This window comes from Flavobacterium sp. 21.1, from assembly GCF_057801535.1.
The window spans coordinates 242,344-268,271 of record NZ_JBYNXA010000003.1 but is presented as its reverse complement, the minus strand read 5'-3'; the positions used below and the strand labels follow the sequence as shown (position 1 = coordinate 268,271).

Sequence of the window (25,928 nt, the reverse complement as noted above, 5' to 3'; positions counted from 1 at the left end):
TTACCACCAAGTGAGTACCTGGTGTAATTTTGTTTTGCTATTAATTACAGGACGATTATTTTATAATTTCTACAGCATTGCCGTCTTGCAAGTTGATCTGTCCGGTAATAATTACGCTTTCACCATCCGATAATCCATCAATAATTTCAACCTGATCGCCTAAAATTCTGCCGGCAACTACTTTTTTTAATTTGGCTTTACCATTTTCAACTACGAAAAGCTGGTTGCTGTTTACGCTTTCCAAAAACGCGGTTCTCGGAACAACTTTTAAATTCTGTTTTTGGTTTGAACCAAATTTTGAAGTACCATACATACCTGCTTTTAAACTGTTATTAGCATTGTTGGTCACTTCGATTTCAACCGGGAAATTCAATGTCGCGTCTGCCTTAGGGGCAATGAAAGTAATTTTACCGGAAAACGTTTTGTCAGGATACACCGTGGAAGAAATAGCCACCGGTTGCCCTAACTGTAAACTTGCTACTTGATTTTCAGTTACCGTAACGTTTAATTTCAATTTAGAAACATCCACAATGTCAAACATTTGTGTGGCAGGCATTCCTGTTAAAATAGATCCCGGCTCAATGTATCTTTTGTTGATATATCCTTTGATAGGCGCTTTAACTTTAGTGTCGCCCACGTTAATGTTTGCCTGGGTTAAATTGGCTTTGGCATTGGTTAAATTCAGTTTTGCCTGATCCAATTGTTGTTTGGTAACTCCTCCTGTTTTATAAGCGTTTTCATAACGATCGTAGTCCGCTTTAGCATTTTGATATACGGCGTTTGCGGTATTGGCATTTACGCTGATAACATCGGCTCTCATAGTCAAAAGCGGTTGTCCTACGGTTACATAATCGCCTTCATCTACCAAAACTTTGATTACTTTTCCTGATTTTTCGGCAGCGAACGTAAGTTCCTGAATGGGTGAAAAAATACCGTTCGCGCTGAAGTCTAAGGATATATTCTCGGTTTTTACGGTTGCTGTTTTTACCGCTACAGCAGCATTTTTTTCAGCAACGATGTCTGTTTTGGCTTTGTTCTCGGCTTTGTTTTTATTCAGGATATAGCCTATTAGAGCCAAGGAGACAAGAATTATTATTGTGGTTGTAATATACTTTTTCATATAGGTTGATTATTTTAGAAGGGTTTTTAGTTCAGCTCTTGATTTGATTAATGCTACTTCGGCTATTTTATAATTTAAAACGGCTCTGTTGTAATTGTTTTGGGCTTCAAGTGATGCATTTTGAGCGTCCAGTAAGTCGGTCAGTGATGCTAATCCCTGTAGGTAATTGTTCTTTGTGTTTTTCGTAATTTCCATAGCCAAATGCATATTTTCTTTCTGATTCGAAATGATTACCAGGTTGTTTTCGATCTGGGCTTTTGCATTTCTGTAATCTAAATCAAGAGAAAGTTGGGTGTCTTTAATGTCTTCCTGAAGTAATTTAATATCCATCTCCGCTTGCTTTACTTTAGAACGTGTTCCAAAACCCGTAAAAATAGGCACTCGCATAGTCAGTCCGACAGACGAATAATCCGACCAGTACACGCCGTTAGCCGGGTGTGCAAACCATGGCATTTCCGGGCCTTGTCCTAAATAGTTGTAGCCTGCAAATAAAGAGAGTGTTGGGTACAGTTGGGCTTTAATTGCTGTTTTTTGGTACCCTAGCAATTCTTCCTGTTTTTTCAATAACAAATATTCCGTTCTGTTCTGAGTATTTGGGGTACCCGTTAGGATTTCAAGGTTTATTTCGTACTCCGACTTCGGTATGGTGAATTGCGTTTCTATCGGCATTCCCATATAGAATTTTAATGCATTTTCCTGTAATTGGATCTGATTGCTGACTTGCTGACGATCGGCGTTAATGTTGGATAACTGCACTATGATTCGGTCTAAGTCTATTTTTTTCGCGAGTCCGTTGTTGTATTGTCCCTGAACAACATCTCTCACTTTTGCGGTGTTTGTATAAGTGCTGTCCAATAAGGTTAATCTTTCGCGTTGTACATAAACAGCGTAATAGCTGGTAGCAACTCTTTCAATTATCTGTTCTTCTGTCAGCTGACTGTTGATCTGATAAAATTCACGTGTGGATTTTGCTGCTCTTAATCCGGTAAAAACTGCTAAATCAAAAATGGCCTGGTCTAATCCGATGCCTGCCGTGGAAACCCATTTTTGGCCAAAAGTTGCCTGGATAGATGTTCCGGGCGCTCCAAAAGCAGATCCGTCAATAACGCTGGTCTGTAAAACGGGATTGTATGTCAGTCCCCCATGTGCAGCGATTTGCGGTAGTGCCAGCGAGCGGATTTCCTGGATTTTATAGTCGTTTTTTTCGATCTCTAATTTGGCTTTCTTCGCTTCGGATTTATTTTCCAAAGCATATTGCAAAGCATCCTTCAGGGTAAGTTCTTTTACCTGGGCTTTTGTGGAAAAAGCGGCTAAAAGTGCTATTAGGAATAATTTTCTCATTATATATTAGGGTTTTGTAAGTGTTTTTCAAGTTCCGTGATTCCTTTCGGAGTGGCGATCGCTCTGGTGTGGTATTCCAGGGCTTTTATTTCCATTTCGTGGACATCTTTTTCGTAAATGGTGTTTTCATTAATGTTGAATATCAGCGTGTAATAAAATTCAACCGCTGTTTTAATGTCTAAATCGGCCCGGTATAAACCTTCGGTGATTCCTTTTTCAATATTCTGTCGGAAGCTTCCACTGCAGAATTCAATACTTTTTTCCTGAATTTTCACATAAATCATCGGATAATGTTTTTTCAGTTGGTATACCGGCGAGGTATCGTACGATTTGAACATCTCTTTAAACATTTTCTGGATTTCAAAGTTTTCTTCGATGGCATTGAAGTTTTCCAGTGTTAATGCTTCGATTTTTTGGTTGACATCGTTATGTATTCTGGCTGTCGTTTCTTCCACCAAAATTTCCTTGTTGCAGAAATATTTGTAGATGGTCTTTTTGGAAATACACATTTCCCCTGCAATATCGTCCATCGTCACGCTCTTAAAACCCAGTTTTAAAAACATTTCTTTGGCTTTGGACATGATTTTGTCTTTCATAATCGTGTAAAATTCTATGCAAATGTACTTGGAAACTTTAAACACTGAAAAAGTTTCCGCGTTTTTATAGAAAAATTAACATTTGCTTAATATTTGATAAACTCCCGCTTTTGAAGTACTTTAGCCGAAAAATAATTTCATGCATTCCATTTTAGACTATCAGGCTATTATTTCCGATCATTTTTCTGAGATTTCAATCGACAGGGAGCCTGAAAATTTATATGAACCGATTCGTTATATATTGTCGCTGGGCGGAAAACGAATGAGGCCGGTCTTAACCTTAATGGCTGCAGAAGTATTCAATGCGGACTGTAAAGAAGCCTTGGCAGCGGCTACAGCGGTGGAAGTTTTTCATAATTTCTCCCTGATCCATGATGATATTATGGACGATGCGCCATTGCGTCGCGGGCATGAGACGGTTCATGAAAAATGGAATGTGAATACCGGAATTTTATCCGGTGATGCCATGCTGATTTTGGCATATCAATATTTCGAACAATATGAACCGAAAATATTCCGTTCATTAGCTAAGTTGTTCAGTAAAACGGCTTTGGAAGTATGCGAAGGGCAACAATGGGACGTCGATTTTGAAACCAGGGAAGATGTTACCATTCCGGAATACCTTAAAATGATCGAATATAAAACCGCGGTTCTTGTAGGTGCTGCCATGAAAATGGGGGCAATCGTTGCTGAAACTTCAGAAGAAAATGCAAATCTGATTTATGAATTCGGTTTAAATCTGGGAATTGCTTTCCAGTTGCAGGATGATTATCTGGATGCGTTCGGTGATCCGGAAACCTTTGGGAAACAGGTGGGCGGTGACATCATTGAAAATAAAAAGACTTATCTTTACCTGAAGGCTATGGAATTCGCCAAGGCCTCGGAGAAAGAAGAATTGTCACATCTGTTTTCGATTCAACCGAACGACAATACGGTTAAGATCAATTCGGTAAAAGCAATTTTTGATGCAACCGGTGCCAGCGAAGCTACGCAGGAGGCTATTAAAGAATACACGTTCAAAGCGTTTGATACTTTGGATAGAATGCAGATCGAAACCGCGAAGAAAGAAGTTCTGAAAACGTTTGGTGACAATTTGATGAACCGAAACGTGTAAAAAGAACAAGAGCAAAGAAGAAAAGAGATTGGATTTATCATGTATATAGCTCCTCAAAATACCGATTTGTTGCTTTCTGAAGCTCAGAAAGAAGCTTTGTATATAAAATTGGTGGAACAGATCAATAAGGATTTTACGTTTGCCAACGAAAGTGTTGATTTCTCTCCGGCTATTTCTCCCATTGACCTGAAAGTGCAATTGCATGAAAAAGTCTATCGCCTGATTCAGTATAAATTTGCGGAGTACCTGAACCTGCTATACATTATCGATGTCCCTGAAGATCAGGTCAAAAAACTGGACGGTTCCGATTTGGTGGATTTGTCCGAACAGGTGGTCTTCCTGATTTTGAAGCGCGAATGGCAGAAAGTCTGGTTTAGAAATAGGCTCTGACAAAAGGCATCCACGCTTGTCCGTACACATTTTTGTCTTCCTGGTACAGAAGGTTGAAGCGAAAACCAACCGTCACATTTTGAGACTGATATCCCAATCCTAAAAACAAACCGGTATTCCAAAAATCCTCTTTTATTTCCGGGACGTAATCGTAAGTGTTATTAACGCGCAATTGTTCCAATTCTACAGAAAGTTGAAGTTCGCGAATCGGGTTGATCAATGTTACGAAATTTGGACCGTACATGTGCGAGTCGTAAAAATCTTTTTCATGTACATAACTGTACTGTAATCCCAAGCCCACAGCCACATATTGATTTATAGGGTAAAGCGCTCCGGGTGCAACTAAAATATTGGTGTAAGTGTTGCTGATGCTCAAACCCAAACCGCCGCCAAATTGCAGTCTTTGCCAAAAATCACTTTTTTGTTTCGGAATGCTGTCGTACTGTGCCTGAATGGTGAGAGTTGATGTTAAAAAAAGAAAACAAGTCAGAACTATTGTTAAAAAACGAGGCAGGTTTGTTTTCAACTTCATCATTAGGAATATTTTATGATATAAAAGTATGAAAAACATTAGAAGATTATTGTAAAGAATTGTACTTTTGCGTAAAAATTTTTTTAACCCAAAATCGTCATTCGACAGAGTTATGGATAGGTTTTCCTTTTTAAACGCAGCACATACGGCATTTTTCGCCGACTTATACGATCAATATTTACAAAACCCGGATAGCGTAGAGCCAAGCTGGAGGAGTTTTTTCCAGGGATTTGACTTTGCTACTGAGTTTAACGGAAGTCCTGTAGAGGGATTAATGAACATGGCAGACGGCGCAGATTGTTCTGTGGTTTCGGATAAACTTCAAAAAGAATTCAACGTTTTAAAATTGATCGACGGTTACAGAACCCGTGGGCATTTATTCACCAAAACCAATCCGGTTCGCGAAAGAAGAACCTACTCTCCGGATTTGGCGATCGAAAATTTCGGTTTGTCTTCTGCTGATCTGAACACTGTTTTTGATGCAGCAAGAATCGTAAACCTTAACCCTTGTACGTTACAGGAAATCTTAAACCACCTGAACAAAGTATATTGTGAGGCTATCGGTATCGAGTACATGTACATCCGTGATCCTAAGGTGATCGAGTGGATCCAAAAACGTTTAGACATCAACGATAACCAACCAAGTTTCAATGTTGACCAGAAAAAACGTATCCTTAAAAAATTAAACGAAGCGGTTTCTTTCGAGAACTTCCTTCACACTAAATATGTTGGTCAGAAACGTTTCTCGTTAGAGGGAATCGAATCGGCTATCCCTGCTTTGGATTTCTTAATTGAAGCAGCTGCGGACCAAGGCGTAGAGCAATTCGTGATGGGAATGGCACACCGTGGCCGTTTGAACGTATTGGCGAACGTTTTCGGAAAATCAACTCAGGATATCTTCTCCGAATTTGACGGAAAAGATTATGATGATGATGCTTTGTTCGATGGTGACGTAAAATACCATTTAGGTTTAACAGCCGACCGCCAAACACAAAGCGGCAAAAAAATCAACGTAAATTTAGCACCAAACCCTTCACACCTTGAAACAGTAGGAGCGGTTATCGAAGGGATTGCGCGTGCAAAACAAGATAAATATTACGCAGACGATTTCTCAAAAGTATTGCCTATCGCGGTACACGGGGATGCTGCAGTAGCCGGTCAGGGTATCGTGTATGAAATCATACAGATGGCCAAACTGGACGGTTACAGAACCGGTGGAACCATCCACGTGGTGTTGAACAACCAGGTTGGATTTACAACCAACTACTTAGATGCACGTTCATCGACTTACTGTACGGATATCGCAAAAGTAACGTTGTCGCCGGTATTGCATGTTAACGCGGAAGACGCAGAAGCTGTGGTACACGCAATGTTATTCGCTTTAGAGTACAGAATGGAATTCGGAACCGACGTGTTCATCGATCTGTTAGGATACAGAAAGTACGGGCACAACGAAGGTGATGAGCCTCGTTTCACCCAACCAAAATTATACAAGTCCATTTCGAAACAGAAAAACCCAAGAGATATCTATGCTGAGAAATTAAAAGCAGAAGGTTCTATCGACGGGAATTATGTGGGCCAATTGGAAACAGAATACAAAACGAATCTTGAGCAAAGCCTTGAAGAATCCCGTAAAAGAGATTTGACGGTTATCAAGCCGTTCATGCAGGATGCGTGGGAAGGATTCAAGCAGGCAGAAGCGGATGTAATGCTTCAGAAGTTTGAAACTAAAGTGGATAAAGCGGTTTTAACCGAAATTGCAAAAACGGTAACGGAATTGCCTTCAGACAAAAAATTCATCAGCAAGATCACGAAACTTATCGGCGACAGAAAAACCATGTTCTTCGAAACCGATAAATTGGATTGGGCGATGGGAGAGATGTTGGCTTACGGTTCGTTACTGACAGAAGGTTTCGATGTTCGTATCTCCGGTCAGGACGTAGAGCGCGGAACATTTTCACACCGTCACGCGGTAGTAAAAGTGGAAGATTCAGAAGAAGAAGTGATCTTGTTAAATCACGTTCCAAACAAAAAAGGAAATTTCTTTGTATATAACTCACACTTGTCGGAATATGGTGTTTTAGGATTTGAGTACGGATATGCCTTAGCCAATCCAAACGCGTTGACGATCTGGGAAGCACAGTTTGGAGATTTCGGAAACGGAGCGCAAATCATGATCGACCAGTACATTTCGGCAGCGGAAGACAAATGGAACAACCAGAACGGAATCGTAATGTTGTTGCCTCACGGTTACGAAAACCAGGGTGCGGAACACTCTTCGGCTCGTATGGAGCGTTTCTTACAGTTGTGTGCCAACCACAATATGTATGTAGCAGATTGTACCACGCCGGCTAACTTCTTCCACTTGTTGAGAAGACAGTTGGTAACTAACTTCCGTAAACCATTGGTAGTATTCACGCCTAAGAGTTTATTGCGTCACCCGGAGGCGGTTTCTTCCGTAGATGAATTTGCAAACGGACAATTCCAGGAAGTGATCGACGATGCAAACGTGAATGCAGCCGATGTGAAATCATTGGTGTTCTGTACAGGTAAATTCTACTACGACTTAAAAGCGGAAAGAGAAGCGAACGGAAGAAATGATGTGGCTTTGGTGCGTGTGGAGCAATTGTTCCCGTTACCGGTTGAGCAAATGAAAGCCGTTATCGCTAAATATACTAATGCAGACGATTACGTTTGGGCACAGGAAGAGCCAAGAAACATGGGGGCTTACGGTTACCTGTTGATGAATTTCAACGAAGTGAAGTTCAGAGTAGCATCGCCAAAAGCATACAGTGCACCGGCAGCGGGAAGTTATGTGCGTTCTAAAAAACGTCATGCAGCCGCTATCGCGATGGTTTTCGACAAGAATTTATTCCAATAAAATTGTATTTTTGATAAAGTAAGATAATAACAACACCTATAAAATTATATACTGATGATTTTAGAAATGAAAGTCCCTTCACCGGGAGAATCAATCAAAGAAGTAGAAATTGCTACTTGGTTAGTTAAAGACGGAGATTATGTAGAAAAAGACCAGGCAATTGCCGAGGTTGATTCAGATAAAGCTACTTTAGAGTTGCCAGCTGAAATGAGCGGAATAATCACGCTTAAAGCGGAAGAAGGAGATACAGTAGCCGTAGGTGCGGTAGTTTGTTTAATTGATACAAGTGCTGCAAAACCAGAAAGCAATGGTGCTCCTGCAGTTGCAAAAACAGAAGAAGCTCCTAAAGCTGAGGCTCCAAAAGCAGCTCCGGCTCCTGCAGCAACAACCTATGCTACAAGCGCGCCTTCACCTGCAGCAAGAAAAATATTAGAAGAGAAAAGCATCCAGCCAACAGATATCGTTGGAACTGGAAAAGGTGGAAGAGTAACTAAAGAAGATGCTGTAAATGCAGTTCCTTCTATGGGTACGCCAACTGGTGGTTCTCGTGGTTCATCAAGAACTAAATTATCAATGTTGCGTCGTAAAGTAGCTGAGCGTTTGGTATCGGCTAAAAACGAAACAGCGATGTTGACTACTTTCAACGAGGTAGACATGAGTGCGATCTACGCAATCCGTGATCAGTACAAAGAAGAGTTCAAAGCGAAACACCAAATGGGATTAGGCTTTATGTCTTTCTTCACTAAAGCGGTTACGCGTGCGTTACAATTGTACCCGGATGTAAACTCTATGATCGACGGTCAGGAAAAAGTTTCTTACGATTTCTGTGATATCTCTGTAGCGGTTTCTGGTCCTAAAGGATTAATGGTACCGGTAGTTCGTAATGCAGAAAACTTAACGTTCCGTGGAGTTGAAGCGGAAATCAAGCGTTTGGCGATTCGTGCCCGTGACGGACAAATCACTGTAGATGAAATGACAGGCGGAACCTTCACGATTTCTAATGGTGGTGTTTTCGGTTCTATGTTGTCTACACCGATCATCAACCCTCCACAATCGGGTATCTTAGGAATGCACAATGTGGTGGACAGAGCGATCGTTAAAAACGGTCAGATCGTTATCGCTCCGGTAATGTTCGTGGCGTTATCTTACGACCACAGAATCATCGACGGACGTGAGTCAGTTGGATTCCTGGTAGCGGTTAAAGAAGCGTTGGAAAACCCAATGGAAATCTTGATGGATAATAATCCTAAGAAAGCGTTAGAACTTTAATAGTTTTATCTTATAAATTAAAATCCCGCTTAGTGATAGGCGGGATTTTTTTATGAATTTGATTGTGGGCACGGCTTGCTGTTAGGAGCCGGTTTGGTTTTTCAGTTTTTTATATTCTCGGATTAACTCTTTGAGTTGTCGGTTTGAGGTAACGTCGATCTGTTTATCCGATAGAAAATGTTTGAATCGGAATTGGCTTTTATAATTTTTTGAGATTATTTCCTGATCCACAACAAAGAGCTCATTCCTTAAATGTTGTTTTTCATTTTCGAGATTTTCCAAGCTTTCAAATTTATCTTTTAAGTCTCTGCGAAAAGTAGTGGTATTGAAAGGAATAGAATTTAAAAGTTGCATTTGTTTTTTAGACTTGAAATCTAAACTTGCAATAATTTTAACGGCAATTTCTTCAATATCTTTTTTGGATAGGGTGTCCATTTTTGCAGGCAGAAAGGATTCTGGTTTGTATTTTTTCTTTGTCATGTTTTCAGATTAGGTTTTTTTTAAGCTGGCGCATATGGTTTTGGGGTTTGGCCGCCGTTGCCGTAAATTTAAGAAAAATATGTTATGAAATGCGTTGCTCGAAAAACCTCGTGCTACGCAAAGTCTCCTGACTTTGCGTGCTCATTTCTAAAACAAAAAGCTACAATTTAATGCTGTAGCTTTCTTTTTGTTTCACACTTAGTGGTATTTTAAATAGTATTGCTCAAAGTCGGGAGACTTTGCGCAGCGGGGCAGTCCTTATTCTGCCTCAATTTCAATTCCTATACTTTCAAGTAATGCTTCATATTGGTCATTATCGTTATGTTGGATTTTATCTAAAATGAATTGTGCAACTTTTTTAATTTCTGGAATTTCTACTGGTATTGTTCCTCTATCAAATATTTCCTCTAAATGTGATAATTCATTATTTACTCTGTCTGTTAAAATAGTTGCTTGATGATTATCTCCAAAATATTTTAATAATTTCTTTGAGTTTGCATTGCTTGTCTGGTTGTCAATTCTTGAAGGGTATTTATAGAATAAAAGCGCTTCTAAAAATTTACGTGCATTATTTCCAAAATTATAAAAAACATGATGGCTTTCTTCTGATAAATCATTTTGTTTAGCGCATTTATATATTTGTTCAAAAAGGTAATTAAATTCTGTGGTATAATCTTTCAAATATTTTGGCATTAACTTAATCATGCTATTTGTTCCTTCTCTTGAAATAATAAAAAATTCATTCTTGTTTCTTTCAAGTTTAATACGTTTTAAATATTTTAGAAAATCAAGATTGTGTGTAGAAATGAATATTTGTTCAAACTCTTCTTTAGCAATAATTTCAGCATTAATCAGAGAATATACGAAAAAAATATGGTTGCTATCTAAGCTTGAAATTGGATCGTCTATCCATATAATTGGTTTGCTGCCTTTAGTTTCAATATCTTCAAGCTTCGCCATAAAATAGCAAAATGCTATTAAACTACATTCTCCTTCACTTAAATGATGTGCTTTTCTTCCATTTCTTACAATTTCAAATCGTATTTTTTTGCTACCCGAAGTATCTGCCTCTTCTATTGCCTTTAATGTTAGAAAGTCGTGTCCGAAAAAGTTGTTTAAATACTCATTTACTTTTAAAGCTCCCTTTTCTTCGTCCTTCATTAGGTGTTCTTTTTCTTCAATCGTTGCAATTTGTTGTTGAATTTTCTGCTCTATTTCTCGCTTACTTTGTGTTTCACTGTCTGAAGTTGCTTTTAAGGTTGATATTCTTGCTGTTACATTCGTGTATTGTATTGTAGCGATAAAATCACTAACTTCTTTTAATCTTAATAAATTTTTTGCTTTGTTTTGTTCGTTTTCTAATGAACTACTGTAATCATTTGCCTGAGTTCTGAAGCTTTCAAATGTTGTCCAACAATCTTCAAGTTGTTTACTATTGTCCGTTATGTCAATAAACGTTTTTGAATTTAAAAGATCTTCTTTACGTTCTTGTAGGCTTGCTTTGATGCGATTTAATTCAGATTTTATGCTGTGGATTACTTGTTGTTTTTTCGAAATTAAAGTATCTAAATCCGTATGAAATTTTGAATAGAAAGAATTTTTATTAATTGGCAATTGCATGTCAACAATACCAATTGAGTTTTCAATTTCGGAAATTAACATTTCAATTTCTTTTTCTAATTTTTCCGATTCTTCGTCAAAATGGCTGTCAAGTTTATTCCAACGCTCTAGTGAAATGTCATTCCCACAAAACGAACATTGCTCAAGTTTGTCTTTGTGTATTTGCCTCCCTTCTTTTACCCAACGATTGAGAACAGCATCTTTTAAAAGTTCTTCAATTTTGTTTGAACTACTAATTGATTTTGTAACAAGATCTTTAGATTTTGTATTAATCAAGTTTAAATCCAAGTTAGGTTTTGCAATTGGTGGAACGTCTGCATTTGCCCTTTCGTTTAACAAATTAAGCTTTTGTGTAACTTCAGTATCTGTTAAAGGTTGAAAAGAAGTTTTTAAAACAGAAGCAATATCTGCAGATAGTTTTGCAGTTGTATAATTTTGATCACCAAATTTATCGGACCTATATTTTATGCCTGTGTTTCTGTCTAATGCTTTTGTTGTTAATTGGAGGTTTAAATTGCTACTTTCCGTTTGATATATTTGCAGAGCAGTGTTTTCTGTTGCTGAAGCATTTTTAAGCTCAAGATATAATCCACTTTCATTATCTTCTTTGTTACTTCCTAAAACATTTTTTAGTGCTTGTATTTCAGTTTCTATTGTTGCATTACCGCCAATTATTGCAAATGGTGTGATGCTTTCGTCGGAATTCACAATGAAGCGAAGATTGTCTTTAACAAAATCTTCGTTAAATACTCGGATTTTCTTTCCGTGTGATGTTAGATTATTTTGTGTTGTGTCCGCAATACCTTGAATACTAACTGCAAATTGAGGGTTTTCGTACTTATCAGAAATAATGCCTGTTTCTAATGCTCTAACTATCCTAGATAGCGTTGTTTTTCCAGAATAATTACGACCATATAAAATGTTGATTGGTTTAAATAAAACTACATTGTTTCCGTCATCACGAATGTTTGCATTCCAACTAAAATTTTGGAAAACAGCAAGATTAGTTATTGAATTGAATTTTGTAATCATTTTTAATTGTTATGTGTGATTGTGTATCTGGGTAGCATTGACCATAACCCGTAAATACATACAACCAACGAGTCCCCACAAACCTAACCATAAAAAAACACCTTCACAATCACCAAATCTGGTGATATTTTGAGAAGCCGTACAAACCTTTTGAAGTTTATAATTATGCTCCGTAAATCGATTCCAGCCTTTCTTGTTTTTTTCAGTAATCGGAAGGATTGTTCATGTTTGGTGGCGTTATTCTTTAATCAATTTTCGGTACACCTTTCCCTTTTTCGTAGCGATTTCCATGATGTAAATTCCCTTTGCGAGATTTTCTACATTAATTTCATTGGTGTTCTGCGTTTGGACTACGATTGCTTTGCCCAGCGCATCAAACAGGGTCACTTTTTCAATTTTACGGTCACTTTTTATCTGAGCGACATAGCTGGCCGGATTCGGAAAGAGCTGCAATGCACCGGCAGCTGAATCTGTAGCAAAGTTTTCATTTGACAAGGTAGCCATATAGGACCAAACATAAGAGGTACAATTTGGAGCAGCTGCAGCTACCCATGGACTAAAGTCAGTTGGTGAGCAACCGGATCGAATGAAAATAGCAGTACATCCTGTCTGAGGTAAATTGGTCAGCAGAATTGGATTAGTAGAGGCTGGAATCCCACTGCCATTGGGTAAGGGGTCTCCAACCGAAAAATCAGGTACTACTACTATTTCCCAAAAGGTAGCGGTTCCATTTTCGGTCCAGCTTACTTGTGCTGCGCCGGGAAACGGCGTGGATGAGATTAAATTTGAGGGAGCAGGACATTGTGCGTTACCTATCAAATTGACAAGCAGGATAGTTAACGTAATTATTTTTTTCATAGAAGGTTGTTTGTATGCGATTCGTAAATATAGTTAGTTTCAGATTATACTTACAAATTTTATTATAGAAAAACACTTGCACAATCGTCAAAAGTGGTTCTGTTTTGAGGTCTTTTCTCTGCATGACAAAACCTGTTTCAAAAAAATATTTTTTTATGGAAAAATGCAACAATGAAAAAGTAGTGCCTCCATAAAAAAAAATCCTGCGCTATTGGAACGAGATTTATTATTGCTGCTGTTTACAAGAATACCGAAAAGTTTGAAGGGACGAAAGTTGAGAAATAAGAGAGAAGTGTAAACACCACCAATCCAAAAATCCAGCCCGGACTAGTACAAAAACCCGGTTGTACCCCAGCTTTCTTATTTAAATAAATTAATTAGCTCTGTTAGGTTTGAGTTAATAGAAAGTTTGCTTCCGATATTAAATATTTCAGCTTCCCATTTTTTCCACTCCTCCGTTTGAGGATTATTTAGTTTTATGTTGGTGTTAATATTGTTTGTGATGATGTGAAAATTATAAGATACTCCATCTAAAGTAATCCCTTTACCAGCATCGAATAGATTAAAATTTGCAATTTCTACAATTTTATCAGAAGTGTTTGGTAATGATTCAGTGTATATGTCTTTAATCTCGCTACTATCAAATGAAAAAACACCTTGAAGTAATTCATCAGGATTTGAATTTTCTCTAAAATTATTTTCATTGAATTTTATAGAAAAAACGCCGCCCCAACCTACGAATGAACTGGTTATAAATACAATCCATATTGATTCGATTTCTTTTTCATTTTCTCGCCAACCTTTTTCATTTCTAATTATTTGAGTCCCGCAATTTATTTCTGGGAGCCCAAGTTTAATCGCAAGAGCTTTTTCAATATTTTGATAAAATTGAAAATCGTCAATAGCTAGTTTTTGATTAGTTTCGTTTCTGTTCATTCTGTTTAGTTCAATTGAGGCATGCCATTGCTTAAAGCCGCTGTTAGCTGCCATTTATTATTTTTTCAAATTCATCTTCTGTAATTATTTGAAAATTCAATAAAGCCATTGACAAATAGGGTTCAAGAGACTTTGAATTTTTACTGTGCTTGAGATTAATCAGAAAGGATTTGATTTTTTCTTTCTCATTAAAGTTCAACAATCTTTTCAGCCCTGCGAACCTGACATCAATATCTTTATCAGTAAGAATGGAATGAAGTAATATATTTAAATATTTCGGGTCTCCGGAATCGCCCAACGACATGATGTTTCCAAGACGATTATCAGGAGCTAAATTATTTAATTTATCAATAAATTTGATTTCATCTTGACTTAACTCAAGATTGTAAAAACTTTGATTTTCTTTGATTTTCTTTCCAAAAATCTTATCGAATATAGTCATAAAACAGTAAGTTCTTTTTGGTGTTAAATGGCAGCTAACGTCCCGGCTGTTAGCAGCAGTTCTTTACCTTCCGTATTCGTCTTTAAGTCTAAATCTATTTTGTAAATTATTTTCAGTCAGAAAATTGTAACCAATGTCGATTGTTTTGCCAGCAAACTTAAAAAGTTGTCCGTCTGTAAAAATTGTTTCTTTATTATTTTCCTTTGTCCAATATTGGATTTTATATTTCAATGAAATGTTTGAGGAAACTTCTTTTCCTTTAAAAATTTCTGTCAATAAGTAAAAACTTTCTGCTTTTGATAAATCGCAAATAGCTTGTCCTTTCTCAAAACGTAAGCCTATGCCCCATGTTGGTAAGTTGGATTTGTCTTTTTTTAAAGGTGTTAATTTTAGTTGTTGATATAAAAATCTAACAGGTGTATAGGCCCAAAAGAGTTCTCTCGGAGATTGTTTACCATAATCAGTTATTGATTTTACTATTTTATGGTCTTTGATAAATACTACAGTTATTTCTTCATCATCAGTCCAGTTCGCTTGATAGTCATCTTTCAGGTTTGGTATGTCTGCTTTTTTGAAAGTGGTTATTATATTTTGAAAATCGCCATCTGAAATCTTGGAAGAAAAGAAACCATTCTCCGTATTGTAGCGTTCTCCCCAAAATAAAACTTCGCCACTTATGTCTATACTAATGTTCATAATTGGGCAAGTTCCAAAACAACCGGATGAAGAAACTATAATTTTCTCATAGGTTTCTTTCGGATTTAATTTGTACTTAGTTTTTGCATACTTTACAAATACACTGTCACTTTCTTGAAATATTAATGTGTCGCCAACAATTGAAACTATTTTTTGGCTTTTCCAGGTTCTGTCGGATAAGTCTAAAATTTTCAGACTGTCGTTTTCTATTTTGTATTTCGTTTTAGTGCCAAGATAGATGATCTTTCTATCTTCTCGTTCTGCTTCTTCAGTGCTTTTGAAGTATCCGAGTTTGTTTTCACAATTTTTGTTTTCATAGAAAATATATCCGATTGCACTTCTTCCAAATGGTGGAGGAGGTGGCAATAATTCATCATTAGGTTTTCTAGGATCTTGTGTTCTTATATATTTCCATTCGCCAACAATATCTTTTTCAAGTTGTTGGTTCGTTTTTGGCTTGCAGGAATACAAGGTTACAATTGAAAGGAAGAAAATTATGATTGTCGTTCTCATAGGATTACTGCTAACGTCCCGCCGGGTTTAAGAAGTTTCCCAAACCATTCCACTAGGACTAAAGCCAAATGTACAAAAAGATCGTTCCATTAAACACTAAATCCCAATTTCTTAAAACCGCTGTTATGTGTTGTTTTTATTCGAAAGTTATGCTCTCAAATTCCAATGAAGAATTATTGCAATTCAATTTAAAATAAACTTTAATTTTTGTTATATCAGAATAATCTACATCAATTTTTTTGCCTTTTCTACTTATAAAAACATCTGAAATTTCAACATAAAATAAGCCATTTTCAATTCTCAAATCGGATAAATTTAGCGCTATTATATTATCGTCATTTTGCTTTAAGACCTTTAATGATTCTTCATTTTTTTCAAAATTTTTGATTTTAAATCCACTTATTTCACTTGGTAAAGTTTTTAAAATAATTGAATTGTCTACTATATAAATTTCCTTTGCTTGAGAATAATCAATTCTTTCAATGTAATGTTTTAGTACTTCGGAATATATATTTTGAGTACTCAAATTCAAATTATTTGATTGAGCATTTGATAAATTTAATGAAAGGATAAATAATAGTAAGATAATGTTTTTCATAAAATAACACACAACGTCTCGCCGGCTTTAAGAAGTTGGGGATTTTTGTTCCCAAACCATTCCATTAGGACTGAAGCCAAATATACAAAACGATCGTTCCATTAAACACTAAATCCTAATTTCTTAAAAACGCTGTTTTATGTCGTAGTTAGTAGACGAAATTACAATTTTTGGCAATAAACTTCGTGTTTAATAAATATTTCATTTTTAATAGATCGAGTTTAATTAATTCTGAAAACACACTGTCATTAATCTTTGTTTTTGTCATTAGACTGTTAAAGCGAAAATATTCTCCACTCTCGTTTTCAATTTCAACTTTAAATTTTTTAATCATCGTTGAATCTGATTGCTGCAAAGTTTTTTTGATGCAGCTGTCTATTTTTGTTTTTATAACTTGTAAACTGTCGTAACGTTCTTTTTTGCCTGGAATCCCGCTCTCATTTACTTTGAATTCAATAAAAGAATCTTGCTGAGTTATACTTCCTTTTAAAAAATAATGTGAATCTTCAATTTCCTTATTTAATAACTGTATGTAAACTTCTTCAGATCTATTACAAGAAGTTATTAGAGATAGCACCAAAAATAATTTAAAAAAGAAAAACTTAGAATTCATATATAGATGATTTTAGGTTTCGTTTGGTTACTATGGAATACAACGTTCCGCCGGCTTGCTGTTGGCGGGGATTTTTATCCCCAAACCATTCCGTTCAAGACTGAATCTAAATGTACAAAAAGACCGTCTTGTTAAATATGAAGCCCCGTTTGCACAAAAGCACTGTTAAGCGACGTACTAATTAGCAATGTAGTAAAAATAGTTTTTATTTATTTTTTTATATTTCATAATCTGGAATAGAAAATTGTCTTCTTCCATTTCTCCTTGCTGATTAAAATAAAATCCATACGAATTATCTGTAAAACCATCAACCAAAAAGAAGATGCCTTTGTTCGTTTTCATGGCTGAATAGATCTTCAAATTTTTGAGTAGATTTAAAATTTTGATTTGTTTTTTTGAATACTCTTCTTTTATGTTAGTTTCGATTTTATTTGAAATTGGGAAAGGTGAATCTGAAGGAATAGCATATTTCCAATATTGATTATTTTCTTTGTATAGATTGTCAATTCGTTGTAGATTATTTTGGGACAAGAATATTTTGTTTTCATTTTCTAAAATAAGATTCGAAAGTTCATCTATTTTTTTTAGATTTTCAGTCAAGTAAATTTGCATGGAAGTAATTTCGTCAATTCCTTTACCTAAAAATTGATTTGGCATATTCATTGCCTCTTTCTGCGAAATTTTATATTTATTTGAAAATGCACCCCAAATGAAATTCGGAACCTCACCGGCACGATGAATAGTGTCTAAAGCCCACACTTTTTCTCTCTTCATAGGTCTTATATCCCATTTCGAAAATGGTTTAATATTGATTAGAAAGGTTTCTATTGATGTTGATTCTTTTTCAGTTGAAGCAACTAGAAAATCAAATATTTGAAGGTCATATTTTTTGTCCTTTTCAGGAAACTCTTGTCCAAATGCAAATGACGTAATCCCTAGAAGAAAATGTAATATAATTAGTTGTTTTTTCATCGTTTTTTAAAGTATGTCGCCTAACGTCCCGCCGGCGTTAAGAAGTTGGGGATTTTTGTTCCCAAACCATTACATTAGGACCGAAGTTAAATGTACAAAAAGATTGTTTCGTTATTACACAACACCGCTGTTACGCGCCGTTGTTATCCGTATCCATTTTTTCTCGTTCAATTCTAAGTTTTTCCTGATATTCGATATTGTCAGGATCTTCCATGGTGTTTTTTAGTGCTTTTGCATATTCAGGCTCATTTCGATACTTTATGTCAACCAAATTGGCATTTGGTGTAAAAAATGCCACTAAAGCAATTCCTCCAAACAAGGCAGATCGTTTAAAAATTCTAGTATAAAATTCCGATTTGTTTTTAGAATACTTAATAAGCGAAATAATTACAATTAGTATCAGACTAATTATTCCAAATAATAAATTGAAGTAGGAGCCTGGCCAAAACATAACTTTGAACAGTATTCCCACAAGTGTAATTGACAAGGAAATCCCTAATCCTACTGCTCCTAAGATTTTTAATGAACTGATGTTTTTATAGCTTTCTTTTTTTAAAATTCTTCTAAATCTAATATCATTGAATAGAGCAAAACCTAAATAGAAGTAAATGCATGAAAGTACCATGAAAGGTAAAATAAAAAATGTATTACTACCTGGAAAAGGTAAAAATACATTTAGAAGAAGAGCGAATATTCCAATGCCGATTAATATGGTTTCTGATTTTTTCATTAAGTTGTTATTGTGTTACTAAAATGGGATTTTTTTATGCTTTTGCAAAACGGATAGTAGCTGCAAATCAGTTCCGATTAACTTTTCGTTGTAAACTGAAACAAAATCAAATCGGCATTTTCGGGATCCCTGCGCTCCAACTCTTTAAAGTCTAATTTCTGAAGCAGTTTCGTCGAATTTTGATTGTCTTTATGTGTTGCTGCGATTATGGTTTTTATTTCAAGGGTTTCGGTGGCGTACTGAATGACTTTCCCCGCTGCTTCCATCATAATGCCCTGCCCCTGATATTCGGTGCTGAGTTCATATCCGATCTCGCATTTCTTCATGTCGTCTTTAAAGTCAAACAGACAAATGGTTCCGATTAGTTTTTCTGAGCCGGTTTTTGTGATCGCCCAATAAAAAGTCTGGTTTTCAAGTATAAGGTTGATGAAATTTACTGCATCATCCAGTGTTTTGCTTGGTTTTCTTTCCAGAAATTTATTGATTTCCTTATCGGAACGCAGTACTAAAATTTCGGCGGCATCACTAATTGAAAGTTGCCGAAGCGTTAATCGTTCCGTCTGTAATATTGCGAAGTTTTTCGAATCTTTCATTTTGTTTTGGATGAACCGTTTTTTAAAATTCAAATGACTAATTTATAATAATCTTATATTTCTTTGAAGAAGTATTTCCGCACATATCATCAGTACCGTCAGCGTTATATACATTTGGCCGAACCGTTATTTCCAAGGTAAACTCATACGTGCCTTTAGTGTTGGGAAGGCCGCTGAAATTTACTTTGTCACCGTTCAAAATAGTATAATTTATATTAGGAGGAAGATTTCCCTCGATCGAAATTTGAGAGATTGAGTAATCATTAACATTAGCATTGGTCATCTCAAAAGTTACATTGTCATTATAGGGCTGATATAGCCCACCGGTATTTAACTCCTTGGAAATCAGATTGGGTTTTATTCCGGCAATGCAATCTGCAACATCTTCGCAATTAGTCAACGAAAGCAATAAAAAGAATATGCTAATGAACTTAAGGGTTTTGTTTTTTTTCATTTGAATTTGTAATTGTTTCGTGGATCTAAATGGGCTGGTAAGTCGTTAATAAATACGATATGAAATTCAGCAACGATGCCCCGCAAACCTAACCATAAAAAAACACTTGTACAATCAACAAATTCCGTGATATTTTGATAAGTATTTGCACCAATCTAGCCATAAATTATTTGGGGACTTCGATAAATATTTCTTAAATATAAATATATTTTTATTGTTTATCGATAAATATTTATACCTTTAAGACATTAAGTTTAAATTCAAACATCATGTCAAAAACAAACAGCTTAGTATTTAAGGGCTTACTTATTGTGGCTTGGATCATTTTTGTCGGCCTGTGTATTGAAGCGGGAGGACTGCTGGTGAATTTCTTTTTTAGTCTGTACAAGCCTGAATTTGTCCAGAATCTTTATCAAAAACTGGACTTAACGCAAATGTACAAAGACAGTAGTGGAGCCTTTTTCGGAGCCTATAGTTTTATTCTGGTCATTGCAGTTTTAAAAGCCATTCTGTTTTATATTGTTGTCCGGTTAATGCACAAAATGGATTTATCACAACCGTTTAATGATTTTGTTGCGCGGCAAATTTCACTGATTAGTTATTACACCCTGTCAATCGGACTGTTAAGTTATATCGGAAGACATTCTGTTGGGTTTTTTATGGGTTATCGTATTATAAGCGACAAATTGAATCAGTTTTGGGCCGACAGTCAGGCCTTTATTCTAATGGGAGCCATAATCTACATTATTGCGACTATTTTCAAAAAAGGAGTAGCGATTCAAAACGAAAACGATTTAACAGTGTAAACTATGGCAATTGTAGTAAATTTAGATGTTATGATGGCTAAACGAAAGATATCGCTCAATGAACTTTCTGAAAAAGTCGGATTAACCCTGTCGAATCTTTCCATATTGAAGACCGGAAAAGCAAAAGCAATTCGATTCAGCACTTTGGAGACAATTTGTAGCGTATTGGAATGCCAGCCGGGCGACATTTTGGAATATGTTAATGATGAACAAAATACAACGAACCGCTAATAAAAAATCCCGCTCAATTCGAACGGGATTTTTTGTTGTTGATTTTTTTAAAATTATTGTTTAACGATTTTGATCACACTTTCACCATTGTCTGATTTTACTTTTGCGAAATAGATTCCGCTGCTCAGATTTGTAAGATCAATAGTCGCATCAGTCGTATTGACCAATTTTGTTTGGATCGTTTTGCCTAAAATATCCGTTACGGTCACCGAATTTATCAAATACGAATTGTCTTTTGATGAAATGAAAACCAAACCTTTAGTTGGATTAGGATACAACATTAGGGAAGCACTTCCGAATTCAGCAACACTCATCGTAGTTACAAATTCGGTGTTGTACGTGTTGGTAACAATGGCCGGGTTGAAATCAAAATAGATGGAAGCCGTGTTAGGAATAATATCCCCAAGGGCATAACCCGGTTTTGGTTTGATCTGGAAAGTTACTGCTCCTTTTCCGGATGGTGCCAGGTCGATGCCGTTGAAGTTCCAGTTTAAAGTATTGTTCACTCGGGTCAAATGGTAGTTGTGACTTGCGTTCATCATCTTAATGGAAGTTTCATCCAGTTTCGCGTCCAATATGTCATTGATGCGGACATTTTCTGCCTGGTACGTTCCCGTATTTTCGAACTGAATCGTATAGGTCAGGTAATCGTTGGAAGTAAACGAAGAGTGCACAATTTTCCCGCCATGGCTTTCTGTTTTGTCATTCGGGTCATACGAACCTACAACGGTTTGCGATAAACTGCCACTATTGTTTGTGGCAACAGCATCTCCTGCAATACCTGTAAGCGCAATAGAATTAGTCAGAATATCATTAAGATTTACAGTTGGAATCGTCGGCACCGATAGGGTTACAAAAACATAGCGAATTTCATTAGGTAGTAAATTTGCAAAACTATAAGTGAATCCGTTTGCGTTTGTAACTGCTGAGGCTTCTGAAATTGATACCAAACCAACGCGACTGTCTTTTGTAAACGTAATGGTTCCTGAAGTGATAGGCTGATTACCTACGTTTCGGATTCCGATTCTGTTGGAGTAGGTGAATCCCGGTCTTGGCGGTACTCCGTTTGCTAGCAGCATTACCGATGCATCGGTATACGGTAATTCGGTTACCGGGAAATTGTATACAATGACACCGGATCCTGTCACATAGCTTACGTCGTTATAAGATGCGGTCAATGAATAAAAAGAGCCATACTGCGGATCAATAACGAGGTTAAAATCGTAAGTATTGGAAGTGTTGGATTCCTGGACATAATATACCCCATTGGATGGATAAACCATATTGATATTTCCGGTATTATTTACCTGATAACGGAAAGTACCTCTGGTAAATGGAAGTTCACCCGTATCTTTCACACCGTTATTGTTACTGTCAAGAAACGCATTTAATAAAAATCCTGAATTGGCCACAGTAATTACAGCAGCTCCTGTTGAACAAATTGTTGGGCTTTGGGTGGCACAAATCTGATACGTCAATGTATAAGTTCCTGGAGCTGTTCCCGGTAACACACTGATGGTTCCGTTAGGGTTCATTGTAAAGCCTGAAGGCACAGATATCGGAGTTAAGGCCACGTCGCTGGTATTGTAAATCGGATGGCCATTAATGCCGTCATTATACAATACGGATACGGACGTAGTTACCAATGTATTACTGTTAGGATAAATCGTCATGGTATCATTATTCGCTGCAATGGTGATTCCCTGAATGGTTATGGTGGCCGTTCTTATCGTATTGGTAGAATCCGTTACGGTAACCTGATACGTTCCACCTTGCCCGTTAACCGCAAGACTCTGACTGGTTGCTCCGGGTATAGGGGCTCCATTAAGGCTCCATTGAAATGTAAAAGGTCCCGTTCCTCCGAATACTTCTGCAGTCAGGTTGCTGGTCGGGATTGTTTGTGTCGCAATAATATTTACGTAATAAGAGCAGTTTGATCCCGCGCTGGTAAAATTTAAAGGAGTACTCCACGGACTAAAAACGCCGCCACCACAGTCAGACCTTACGAAGACCTGATAAGCGGTACAAGGATTTAATCCGGTTATGACATAAGGAGTACTCATAACGGGAGTTCCCGGGTTGTTAGGGGTTGGATTCGGAACACCTAGCGGAAGTATGATGATTTCCCATGCGGTTTCTGTGGGACCGGGAGTCCAATTCACTACAGCGCTTGTTTGCGTAATGTTAGTAGCTGTAAGAGCGCTGACTCCGGGGCATTGCCCAAATGTGCCGGATAAAGCACTAAGGAATAAAAACAGCGTCAATAAGTATTTTTTTGTCATATTATAAAAGATTAGGAGGTTTAAAACAGGCCCCAAACTCGAAGGGATTTGGGGCTTGCCATTTTTTTATAGCATTACTGCTTAACTATTTTTAGGATACTTTCACTATTTGCTGATTTGACTTTGGCAAAATAAATTCCGCTTGAAAAATCTGATAAATCAATAGTGGTACTTGCCGAATTGATGGTTTTGGTTTGAATGGTTTTGCCCAAAATATCATTTACGATAACACTATCGATTAAATACGAATTGTCTTTTGAGGAGATATTTACAAAACCTTTTGTCGGATTAGGATAAACTAGGAAAGCTGAGCTTCCAAATTCCGAAACGCTCATCGCAGTTACAAATTCCGTATTATACGTGTTAGTTACGATTGCCGGGTTGAAATCAAAATAGATGGAAGCCGTGTTAGGAATAATATCCCCAAGGGCATACCCCGGTTTTGGTTTGATCTGGAAAGTTACTGCTCCTTTTCCGGATGGCGCCAGGTCAATACCGTTGAAGTTCCAGTTTAAAGTGTTGTTCACTCGCGTCAAATTGTAGGAATGACTTGCATTGACCATTTTAATGGAAGTTTCATCCAGTTTCGGGTCCAATATGTCATTGATGCGGACATTTTCTGCCTGGTACGTTCCCGTATTTTCGAACTGGATTGTATAGGTCAGGTAATCGTTGGAAGTAAACGAAGAATACACGATTTTTCCTCCATGACTTTCCGTTTTGTCATTCGGATCATACGAACCTACAACGGTTTGTGATAAGCTGACATTGTTGTTTGAAGCAACTGCATCGCCCGCAACTCCTGTAAGTGCAACTGTATTGGTCAAAATGTCATTCAGGTTGATAGTCGGAATGGTTGGAACCGACATTACTACAGTAATATATCGGATTTCATTGGGTAATAAATTTGTGAATGTATGGGTGAACCCATTTGCATTGATAACTGTTGTTGCTCCTGTTACTGAAACCAAACCAACACGGCTGTCTTTTGTAAATGTAATTGTGCCGGAAGGGATAGGTTGATTACCTACGTTTCGGATTACGATTCTGTTGGAGTAGTTGAATCCTGGTCTTGGTGGCGCTCCGTTTGGAAACAGTATTACCGATGCGTCGGTATACGGCAATTCGGTTACCGGAAAATTGTATACAATGACAGCGGATCCGGCCACGTAGCTGACATCATTATAAGATGCGGTCAATGAGTAGTACGTACTGTACTGTGGATCAATAACAAAGTTAAAATCATAAGTATTGGCAACGTTGGACTCCTGAATATAGTAAATGCCGTTTGAAGGATAAACTGTTGTAGTGTTTCCGGCATTGTTTACCTGGTAATGGAATTGTCCATAGTTGAAAGGAAGTTCCCCTGCATCTTTCACGCCGTTATTGTTACTGTCAAGAAACGCATTTAATAAAAATCCTGCATTGGCAACGGTAACTGTTGCGGCTGCGGTTGAGCAGATTGTCGGACTTTGGGTAGCGCAAATCTGATAAGTCAATGTGTAAATTCCCGCTGCTGTTCCTGGTAAGACACTGATGGTTCCGTTTGGATTGATGGTAAATCCGGAAGGTACTGTTAGTGGTGTTAAAATCACATCACTTAAATTGTAAATGGAATGACTGTTTATGCCGTCATTTGCTAATACGGAGGTCGAAGTAGTTACAGTTGTATTGCTCGTAGGATAAACCGTCATAGCATCATTATACGCTGCTATGGTAATTCCCTGAATGGTTATCGTGGCTGTGGTTGTCACATTATTGGAGTCGGTTACAATAACCTGATAGGTTCCGCCTTGGCCATTAACCGCAAGATTTTGACTGGTTGCGCCCTGAATCGGAGTCCCGTTAAGACTCCATTGATACGTAAAAGGAGGGGTGCCACCGATCACTTGGGCAAACAGTCCACTTGTCGGAATGTCTTGTGTCGCAGAAATAATTGCGGAAAAAGGGCAGGGGTCTGATCCTGTTGGTGGCAGGGTAGTGAAATGAAAGGGCCCTGACCAGACACTGCTCACTGTTGGAGAACAAAGAGATCGTACATAAAATTTATAAGCAGTACAAGGAGTTAAACCGGTATAAGTATATGGACTGCTTACACTTGTATGTGTGGGTACGCCTGTTGAAGTAGCCGAACTTAGCATCATTTCAATATCCCACGACGTAGCTGGTCCGGTACTGGTCCAGCCCAATAACGCCGAAGTTGGCGTTACTGAGGAAGCCGTCAATCCTGAAACCGTTGTACATTGCTGAGCAACATTCACATCATCAATCAACCATCGGTCACCTGTAGTAGTGGCACCTGTTTGTTGATGAACCCTGACAAAAGCAAGGTAAACGTTCTGCCCGGCATAAGCACCTAAGCTCTTTATGATTTCCCCATAAACATTGAAAGCGACAGATCCGCCTGCCCCCATATCGGCTTCCAGCTGTGATTCCGTCCATTGTTGGATTTGCGTAAAACTTGCCTGATTGGTTTGAGAGGTAGTGGAAACGCGTAATTGATAAAGTGTTCCATTGTCACCGGACAAGGTCATTTTTGTCCAGAAGCGCAACTGTCCGTTAGTCGGAACAGTAAGTTGGGGGGTTACCAGCCAATCTTCCGAGGTGTTACCCGCACCTATATTTTCTCTGTCTATCAAGGCATGCTGCGCACCGCCATGTGTAGGAAGAAGCAAAGTACTCGTAGTCGTCCAGCTTTGAGCTGTCCCTACACCATTGTCCATAACACTCCATGTCCCGGGAATTCCCGAATCAAAACTTTCATGAAATTGGGCAAATCCCAGGAAAGACAGCAATGACATGAAAAATACAAGAGTAATTTTTTTCATA

At 37.4% G+C, this 25,928-nt stretch carries 24 protein-coding genes; 6 read left to right on the top strand and 18 right to left on the bottom strand.

The window, feature by feature from the left end; all coding sequences use genetic code 11:
• Positions 1-55: 55 nt before the first annotated feature.
• Genes AC3E9U_RS07960 through AC3E9U_RS07950 form a run of 3 tightly spaced genes read right to left on the bottom strand, consistent with a single transcriptional unit; the run spans position 56 to position 3,057 of the window.
• A complete protein-coding gene (locus AC3E9U_RS07960; protein WP_488746372.1) occupies positions 56-1,120 on the bottom strand; it encodes an efflux RND transporter periplasmic adaptor subunit in 1,065 nt (354 codons plus the stop codon).
• Positions 1,121-1,129: 9 nt separating this feature from the next.
• A complete protein-coding gene (locus AC3E9U_RS07955) occupies positions 1,130-2,461 on the bottom strand; it encodes a TolC family protein (RefSeq protein WP_488746371.1) in 1,332 nt (443 codons plus the stop codon).
• Positions 2,461-3,057: a TetR/AcrR family transcriptional regulator gene (locus AC3E9U_RS07950; RefSeq protein ID WP_488746370.1), complete on the bottom strand. Its 597-nt coding sequence runs from the start codon at positions 3,055-3,057 to the stop codon at positions 2,461-2,463. Before AC3E9U_RS07950 ends, AC3E9U_RS07955 begins: the two co-directional genes overlap by 1 nt.
• A gap of 139 nt (positions 3,058-3,196) precedes the next feature.
• On the opposite strand from AC3E9U_RS07950, the gene AC3E9U_RS07945 reads away from it, so the two are divergent.
• Together AC3E9U_RS07945 and AC3E9U_RS07940 are read left to right on the top strand one after the other, a co-directional pair.
• Positions 3,197-4,171, top strand: a complete 975-nt coding sequence (locus AC3E9U_RS07945) for a polyprenyl synthetase family protein (RefSeq protein ID WP_488746369.1) — start codon at positions 3,197-3,199, stop codon at positions 4,169-4,171.
• A gap of 39 nt (positions 4,172-4,210) precedes the next feature.
• On the top strand, positions 4,211-4,561 hold the full coding sequence (locus AC3E9U_RS07940) for a hypothetical protein (RefSeq protein WP_488746368.1): 351 nt from the start codon (positions 4,211-4,213) through the stop codon (positions 4,559-4,561).
• Here the strand turns inward: AC3E9U_RS07940 and AC3E9U_RS07935 are convergent.
• Positions 4,545-5,096, bottom strand: a complete 552-nt coding sequence (locus AC3E9U_RS07935) for a hypothetical protein (RefSeq protein ID WP_488746367.1) — start codon at positions 5,094-5,096, stop codon at positions 4,545-4,547. The genes AC3E9U_RS07940 and AC3E9U_RS07935 overlap by 17 nt on opposite strands.
• Before the next feature lie 109 nt (positions 5,097-5,205).
• Between AC3E9U_RS07935 and AC3E9U_RS07930 the strand changes: the two genes are divergently transcribed.
• Positions 5,206-7,974 carry a 2-oxoglutarate dehydrogenase E1 component gene (locus AC3E9U_RS07930; RefSeq protein WP_488746676.1) on the top strand — a complete coding sequence of 923 codons (2,769 nt, stop codon included), beginning with the start codon at positions 5,206-5,208 and terminating at the stop codon, positions 7,972-7,974.
• A gap of 54 nt (positions 7,975-8,028) precedes the next feature.
• Complete coding sequence (odhB, locus tag AC3E9U_RS07925) at positions 8,029-9,243, top strand: 2-oxoglutarate dehydrogenase complex dihydrolipoyllysine-residue succinyltransferase (RefSeq protein ID WP_488746366.1); 1,215 nt, start codon at positions 8,029-8,031, stop codon at positions 9,241-9,243.
• Between the two features lie 81 nt (positions 9,244-9,324).
• Here the strand turns inward: odhB and AC3E9U_RS07920 are convergent, their stop codons facing one another.
• The 12 genes from AC3E9U_RS07920 to AC3E9U_RS07865 form a co-directional block, all read right to left on the bottom strand.
• Entirely contained in the window at positions 9,325-9,723 is a 399-nt protein-coding gene (locus AC3E9U_RS07920) for a hypothetical protein (protein ID WP_488746365.1), read from the bottom strand.
• Positions 9,724-9,981: 258 nt separating this feature from the next.
• The gene (locus AC3E9U_RS07915; protein ID WP_488746364.1) at positions 9,982-12,375 is read right to left on the bottom strand and encodes an AAA family ATPase; all 2,394 of its coding nucleotides are present in this window, start codon (positions 12,373-12,375) and stop codon (positions 9,982-9,984) included.
• Positions 12,376-12,612: 237 nt separating this feature from the next.
• A complete protein-coding gene (locus AC3E9U_RS07910) occupies positions 12,613-13,233 on the bottom strand; it encodes a T9SS type A sorting domain-containing protein (RefSeq protein ID WP_488746363.1) in 621 nt (206 codons plus the stop codon).
• Positions 13,234-13,593: 360 nt separating this feature from the next.
• Positions 13,594-14,223, bottom strand: a complete 630-nt coding sequence (locus tag AC3E9U_RS07905) for a hypothetical protein (protein ID WP_488746362.1) — start codon at positions 14,221-14,223, stop codon at positions 13,594-13,596.
• Entirely contained in the window at positions 14,213-14,611 is a 399-nt protein-coding gene (locus AC3E9U_RS07900; protein ID WP_488746361.1) for a HEAT repeat domain-containing protein, read from the bottom strand. The genes AC3E9U_RS07905 and AC3E9U_RS07900 overlap by 11 nt, the downstream gene beginning before the upstream one ends.
• Before the next feature lie 63 nt (positions 14,612-14,674).
• Positions 14,675-15,778, bottom strand: coding sequence for a DUF6438 domain-containing protein (locus AC3E9U_RS07895; protein WP_488746360.1), 1,104 nt, complete (start codon positions 15,776-15,778; stop codon positions 14,675-14,677).
• 178 nt (positions 15,779-15,956) lie between these two features.
• Positions 15,957-16,418: a hypothetical protein gene (locus tag AC3E9U_RS07890; RefSeq protein WP_488746359.1), complete on the bottom strand. Its 462-nt coding sequence runs from the start codon at positions 16,416-16,418 to the stop codon at positions 15,957-15,959.
• A gap of 148 nt (positions 16,419-16,566) precedes the next feature.
• Complete coding sequence (locus AC3E9U_RS07885) at positions 16,567-17,031, bottom strand: hypothetical protein (protein ID WP_488746358.1); 465 nt, start codon at positions 17,029-17,031, stop codon at positions 16,567-16,569.
• Between the two features lie 177 nt (positions 17,032-17,208).
• Complete coding sequence (locus AC3E9U_RS07880; RefSeq protein ID WP_488746357.1) at positions 17,209-18,003, bottom strand: hypothetical protein; 795 nt, start codon at positions 18,001-18,003, stop codon at positions 17,209-17,211.
• Between the two features lie 130 nt (positions 18,004-18,133).
• Positions 18,134-18,733, bottom strand: a complete 600-nt coding sequence (locus tag AC3E9U_RS07875; RefSeq protein WP_488746356.1) for a hypothetical protein — start codon at positions 18,731-18,733, stop codon at positions 18,134-18,136.
• Positions 18,734-18,810: 77 nt separating this feature from the next.
• The gene (locus AC3E9U_RS07870; RefSeq protein WP_488746355.1) at positions 18,811-19,326 is read right to left on the bottom strand and encodes a GNAT family N-acetyltransferase; all 516 of its coding nucleotides are present in this window, start codon (positions 19,324-19,326) and stop codon (positions 18,811-18,813) included.
• A 37-nt stretch (positions 19,327-19,363) separates the two neighbouring features.
• Positions 19,364-19,780, bottom strand: coding sequence for a hypothetical protein (locus tag AC3E9U_RS07865; protein ID WP_488746354.1), 417 nt, complete (start codon positions 19,778-19,780; stop codon positions 19,364-19,366).
• A 269-nt stretch (positions 19,781-20,049) separates the two neighbouring features.
• On the opposite strand from AC3E9U_RS07865, the gene AC3E9U_RS07860 reads away from it, so the two are divergent.
• Both AC3E9U_RS07860 and AC3E9U_RS07855 read left to right on the top strand, forming a co-directional pair.
• The gene (locus tag AC3E9U_RS07860; RefSeq protein ID WP_488746353.1) at positions 20,050-20,586 is read left to right on the top strand and encodes a DUF2975 domain-containing protein; all 537 of its coding nucleotides are present in this window, start codon (positions 20,050-20,052) and stop codon (positions 20,584-20,586) included.
• Between the two features lie 3 nt (positions 20,587-20,589).
• Positions 20,590-20,817 carry a helix-turn-helix domain-containing protein gene (locus AC3E9U_RS07855; protein ID WP_488746352.1) on the top strand — a complete coding sequence of 76 codons (228 nt, stop codon included), beginning with the start codon at positions 20,590-20,592 and terminating at the stop codon, positions 20,815-20,817.
• A 53-nt stretch (positions 20,818-20,870) separates the two neighbouring features.
• On the opposite strand, the gene AC3E9U_RS07850 is transcribed toward AC3E9U_RS07855, so the two are convergent.
• Positions 20,871-23,099, bottom strand: coding sequence for a DUF7619 domain-containing protein (locus AC3E9U_RS07850; protein ID WP_488746351.1), 2,229 nt, complete (start codon positions 23,097-23,099; stop codon positions 20,871-20,873).
• Between the two features lie 74 nt (positions 23,100-23,173).
• Positions 23,174-25,927: a T9SS type A sorting domain-containing protein gene (locus tag AC3E9U_RS07845; RefSeq protein WP_488746350.1), complete on the bottom strand. Its 2,754-nt coding sequence runs from the start codon at positions 25,925-25,927 to the stop codon at positions 23,174-23,176.
• Position 25,928: the final 1 nt, after the last annotated feature.

Bases quoted from the DNA above. Each gene is read 5' to 3' on its own strand.
- AC3E9U_RS07845 (WP_488746350.1), bottom strand. From the start codon at position 25,927: ATGAAAAAAATTACTCTTGTATTTTTCATGTCATTGCTGTCTTTCCTG.
- AC3E9U_RS07860 (WP_488746353.1), top strand. From the start codon at position 20,050: ATGTCAAAAACAAACAGCTTAGTATTTAAGGGCTTACTTATTGTGGCT.
- AC3E9U_RS07915 (WP_488746364.1), bottom strand. From the start codon at position 12,375: ATGATTACAAAATTCAATTCAATAACTAATCTTGCTGTTTTCCAAAAT.
- AC3E9U_RS07855 (WP_488746352.1), top strand. From the start codon at position 20,590: ATGGCAATTGTAGTAAATTTAGATGTTATGATGGCTAAACGAAAGATA.
- odhB (WP_488746366.1), top strand. From the start codon at position 8,029: ATGATTTTAGAAATGAAAGTCCCTTCACCGGGAGAATCAATCAAAGAA.
- AC3E9U_RS07960 (WP_488746372.1), bottom strand. From the start codon at position 1,120: ATGAAAAAGTATATTACAACCACAATAATAATTCTTGTCTCCTTGGCT.
- AC3E9U_RS07865 (WP_488746354.1), bottom strand. From the start codon at position 19,780: ATGAAAAAAAACAAAACCCTTAAGTTCATTAGCATATTCTTTTTATTG.
- AC3E9U_RS07890 (WP_488746359.1), bottom strand. From the start codon at position 16,418: ATGAAAAACATTATCTTACTATTATTTATCCTTTCATTAAATTTATCA.
- AC3E9U_RS07940 (WP_488746368.1), top strand. From the start codon at position 4,211: ATGTATATAGCTCCTCAAAATACCGATTTGTTGCTTTCTGAAGCTCAG.
- AC3E9U_RS07950 (WP_488746370.1), bottom strand. From the start codon at position 3,057: ATGAAAGACAAAATCATGTCCAAAGCCAAAGAAATGTTTTTAAAACTG.
- AC3E9U_RS07850 (WP_488746351.1), bottom strand. From the start codon at position 23,099: ATGACAAAAAAATACTTATTGACGCTGTTTTTATTCCTTAGTGCTTTA.
- AC3E9U_RS07930 (WP_488746676.1), top strand. From the start codon at position 5,206: ATGGATAGGTTTTCCTTTTTAAACGCAGCACATACGGCATTTTTCGCC.
- AC3E9U_RS07885 (WP_488746358.1), bottom strand. From the start codon at position 17,031: ATGAATTCTAAGTTTTTCTTTTTTAAATTATTTTTGGTGCTATCTCTA.
- AC3E9U_RS07870 (WP_488746355.1), bottom strand. From the start codon at position 19,326: ATGAAAGATTCGAAAAACTTCGCAATATTACAGACGGAACGATTAACG.
- AC3E9U_RS07910 (WP_488746363.1), bottom strand. From the start codon at position 13,233: ATGAAAAAAATAATTACGTTAACTATCCTGCTTGTCAATTTGATAGGT.
- AC3E9U_RS07905 (WP_488746362.1), bottom strand. From the start codon at position 14,223: ATGGCAGCTAACAGCGGCTTTAAGCAATGGCATGCCTCAATTGAACTA.
- AC3E9U_RS07955 (WP_488746371.1), bottom strand. From the start codon at position 2,461: ATGAGAAAATTATTCCTAATAGCACTTTTAGCCGCTTTTTCCACAAAA.
- AC3E9U_RS07880 (WP_488746357.1), bottom strand. From the start codon at position 18,003: ATGAAAAAACAACTAATTATATTACATTTTCTTCTAGGGATTACGTCA.
- AC3E9U_RS07935 (WP_488746367.1), bottom strand. From the start codon at position 5,096: ATGATGAAGTTGAAAACAAACCTGCCTCGTTTTTTAACAATAGTTCTG.
- AC3E9U_RS07875 (WP_488746356.1), bottom strand. From the start codon at position 18,733: ATGAAAAAATCAGAAACCATATTAATCGGCATTGGAATATTCGCTCTT.
- AC3E9U_RS07945 (WP_488746369.1), top strand. From the start codon at position 3,197: ATGCATTCCATTTTAGACTATCAGGCTATTATTTCCGATCATTTTTCT.
- AC3E9U_RS07920 (WP_488746365.1), bottom strand. From the start codon at position 9,723: ATGACAAAGAAAAAATACAAACCAGAATCCTTTCTGCCTGCAAAAATG.
- AC3E9U_RS07900 (WP_488746361.1), bottom strand. From the start codon at position 14,611: ATGACTATATTCGATAAGATTTTTGGAAAGAAAATCAAAGAAAATCAA.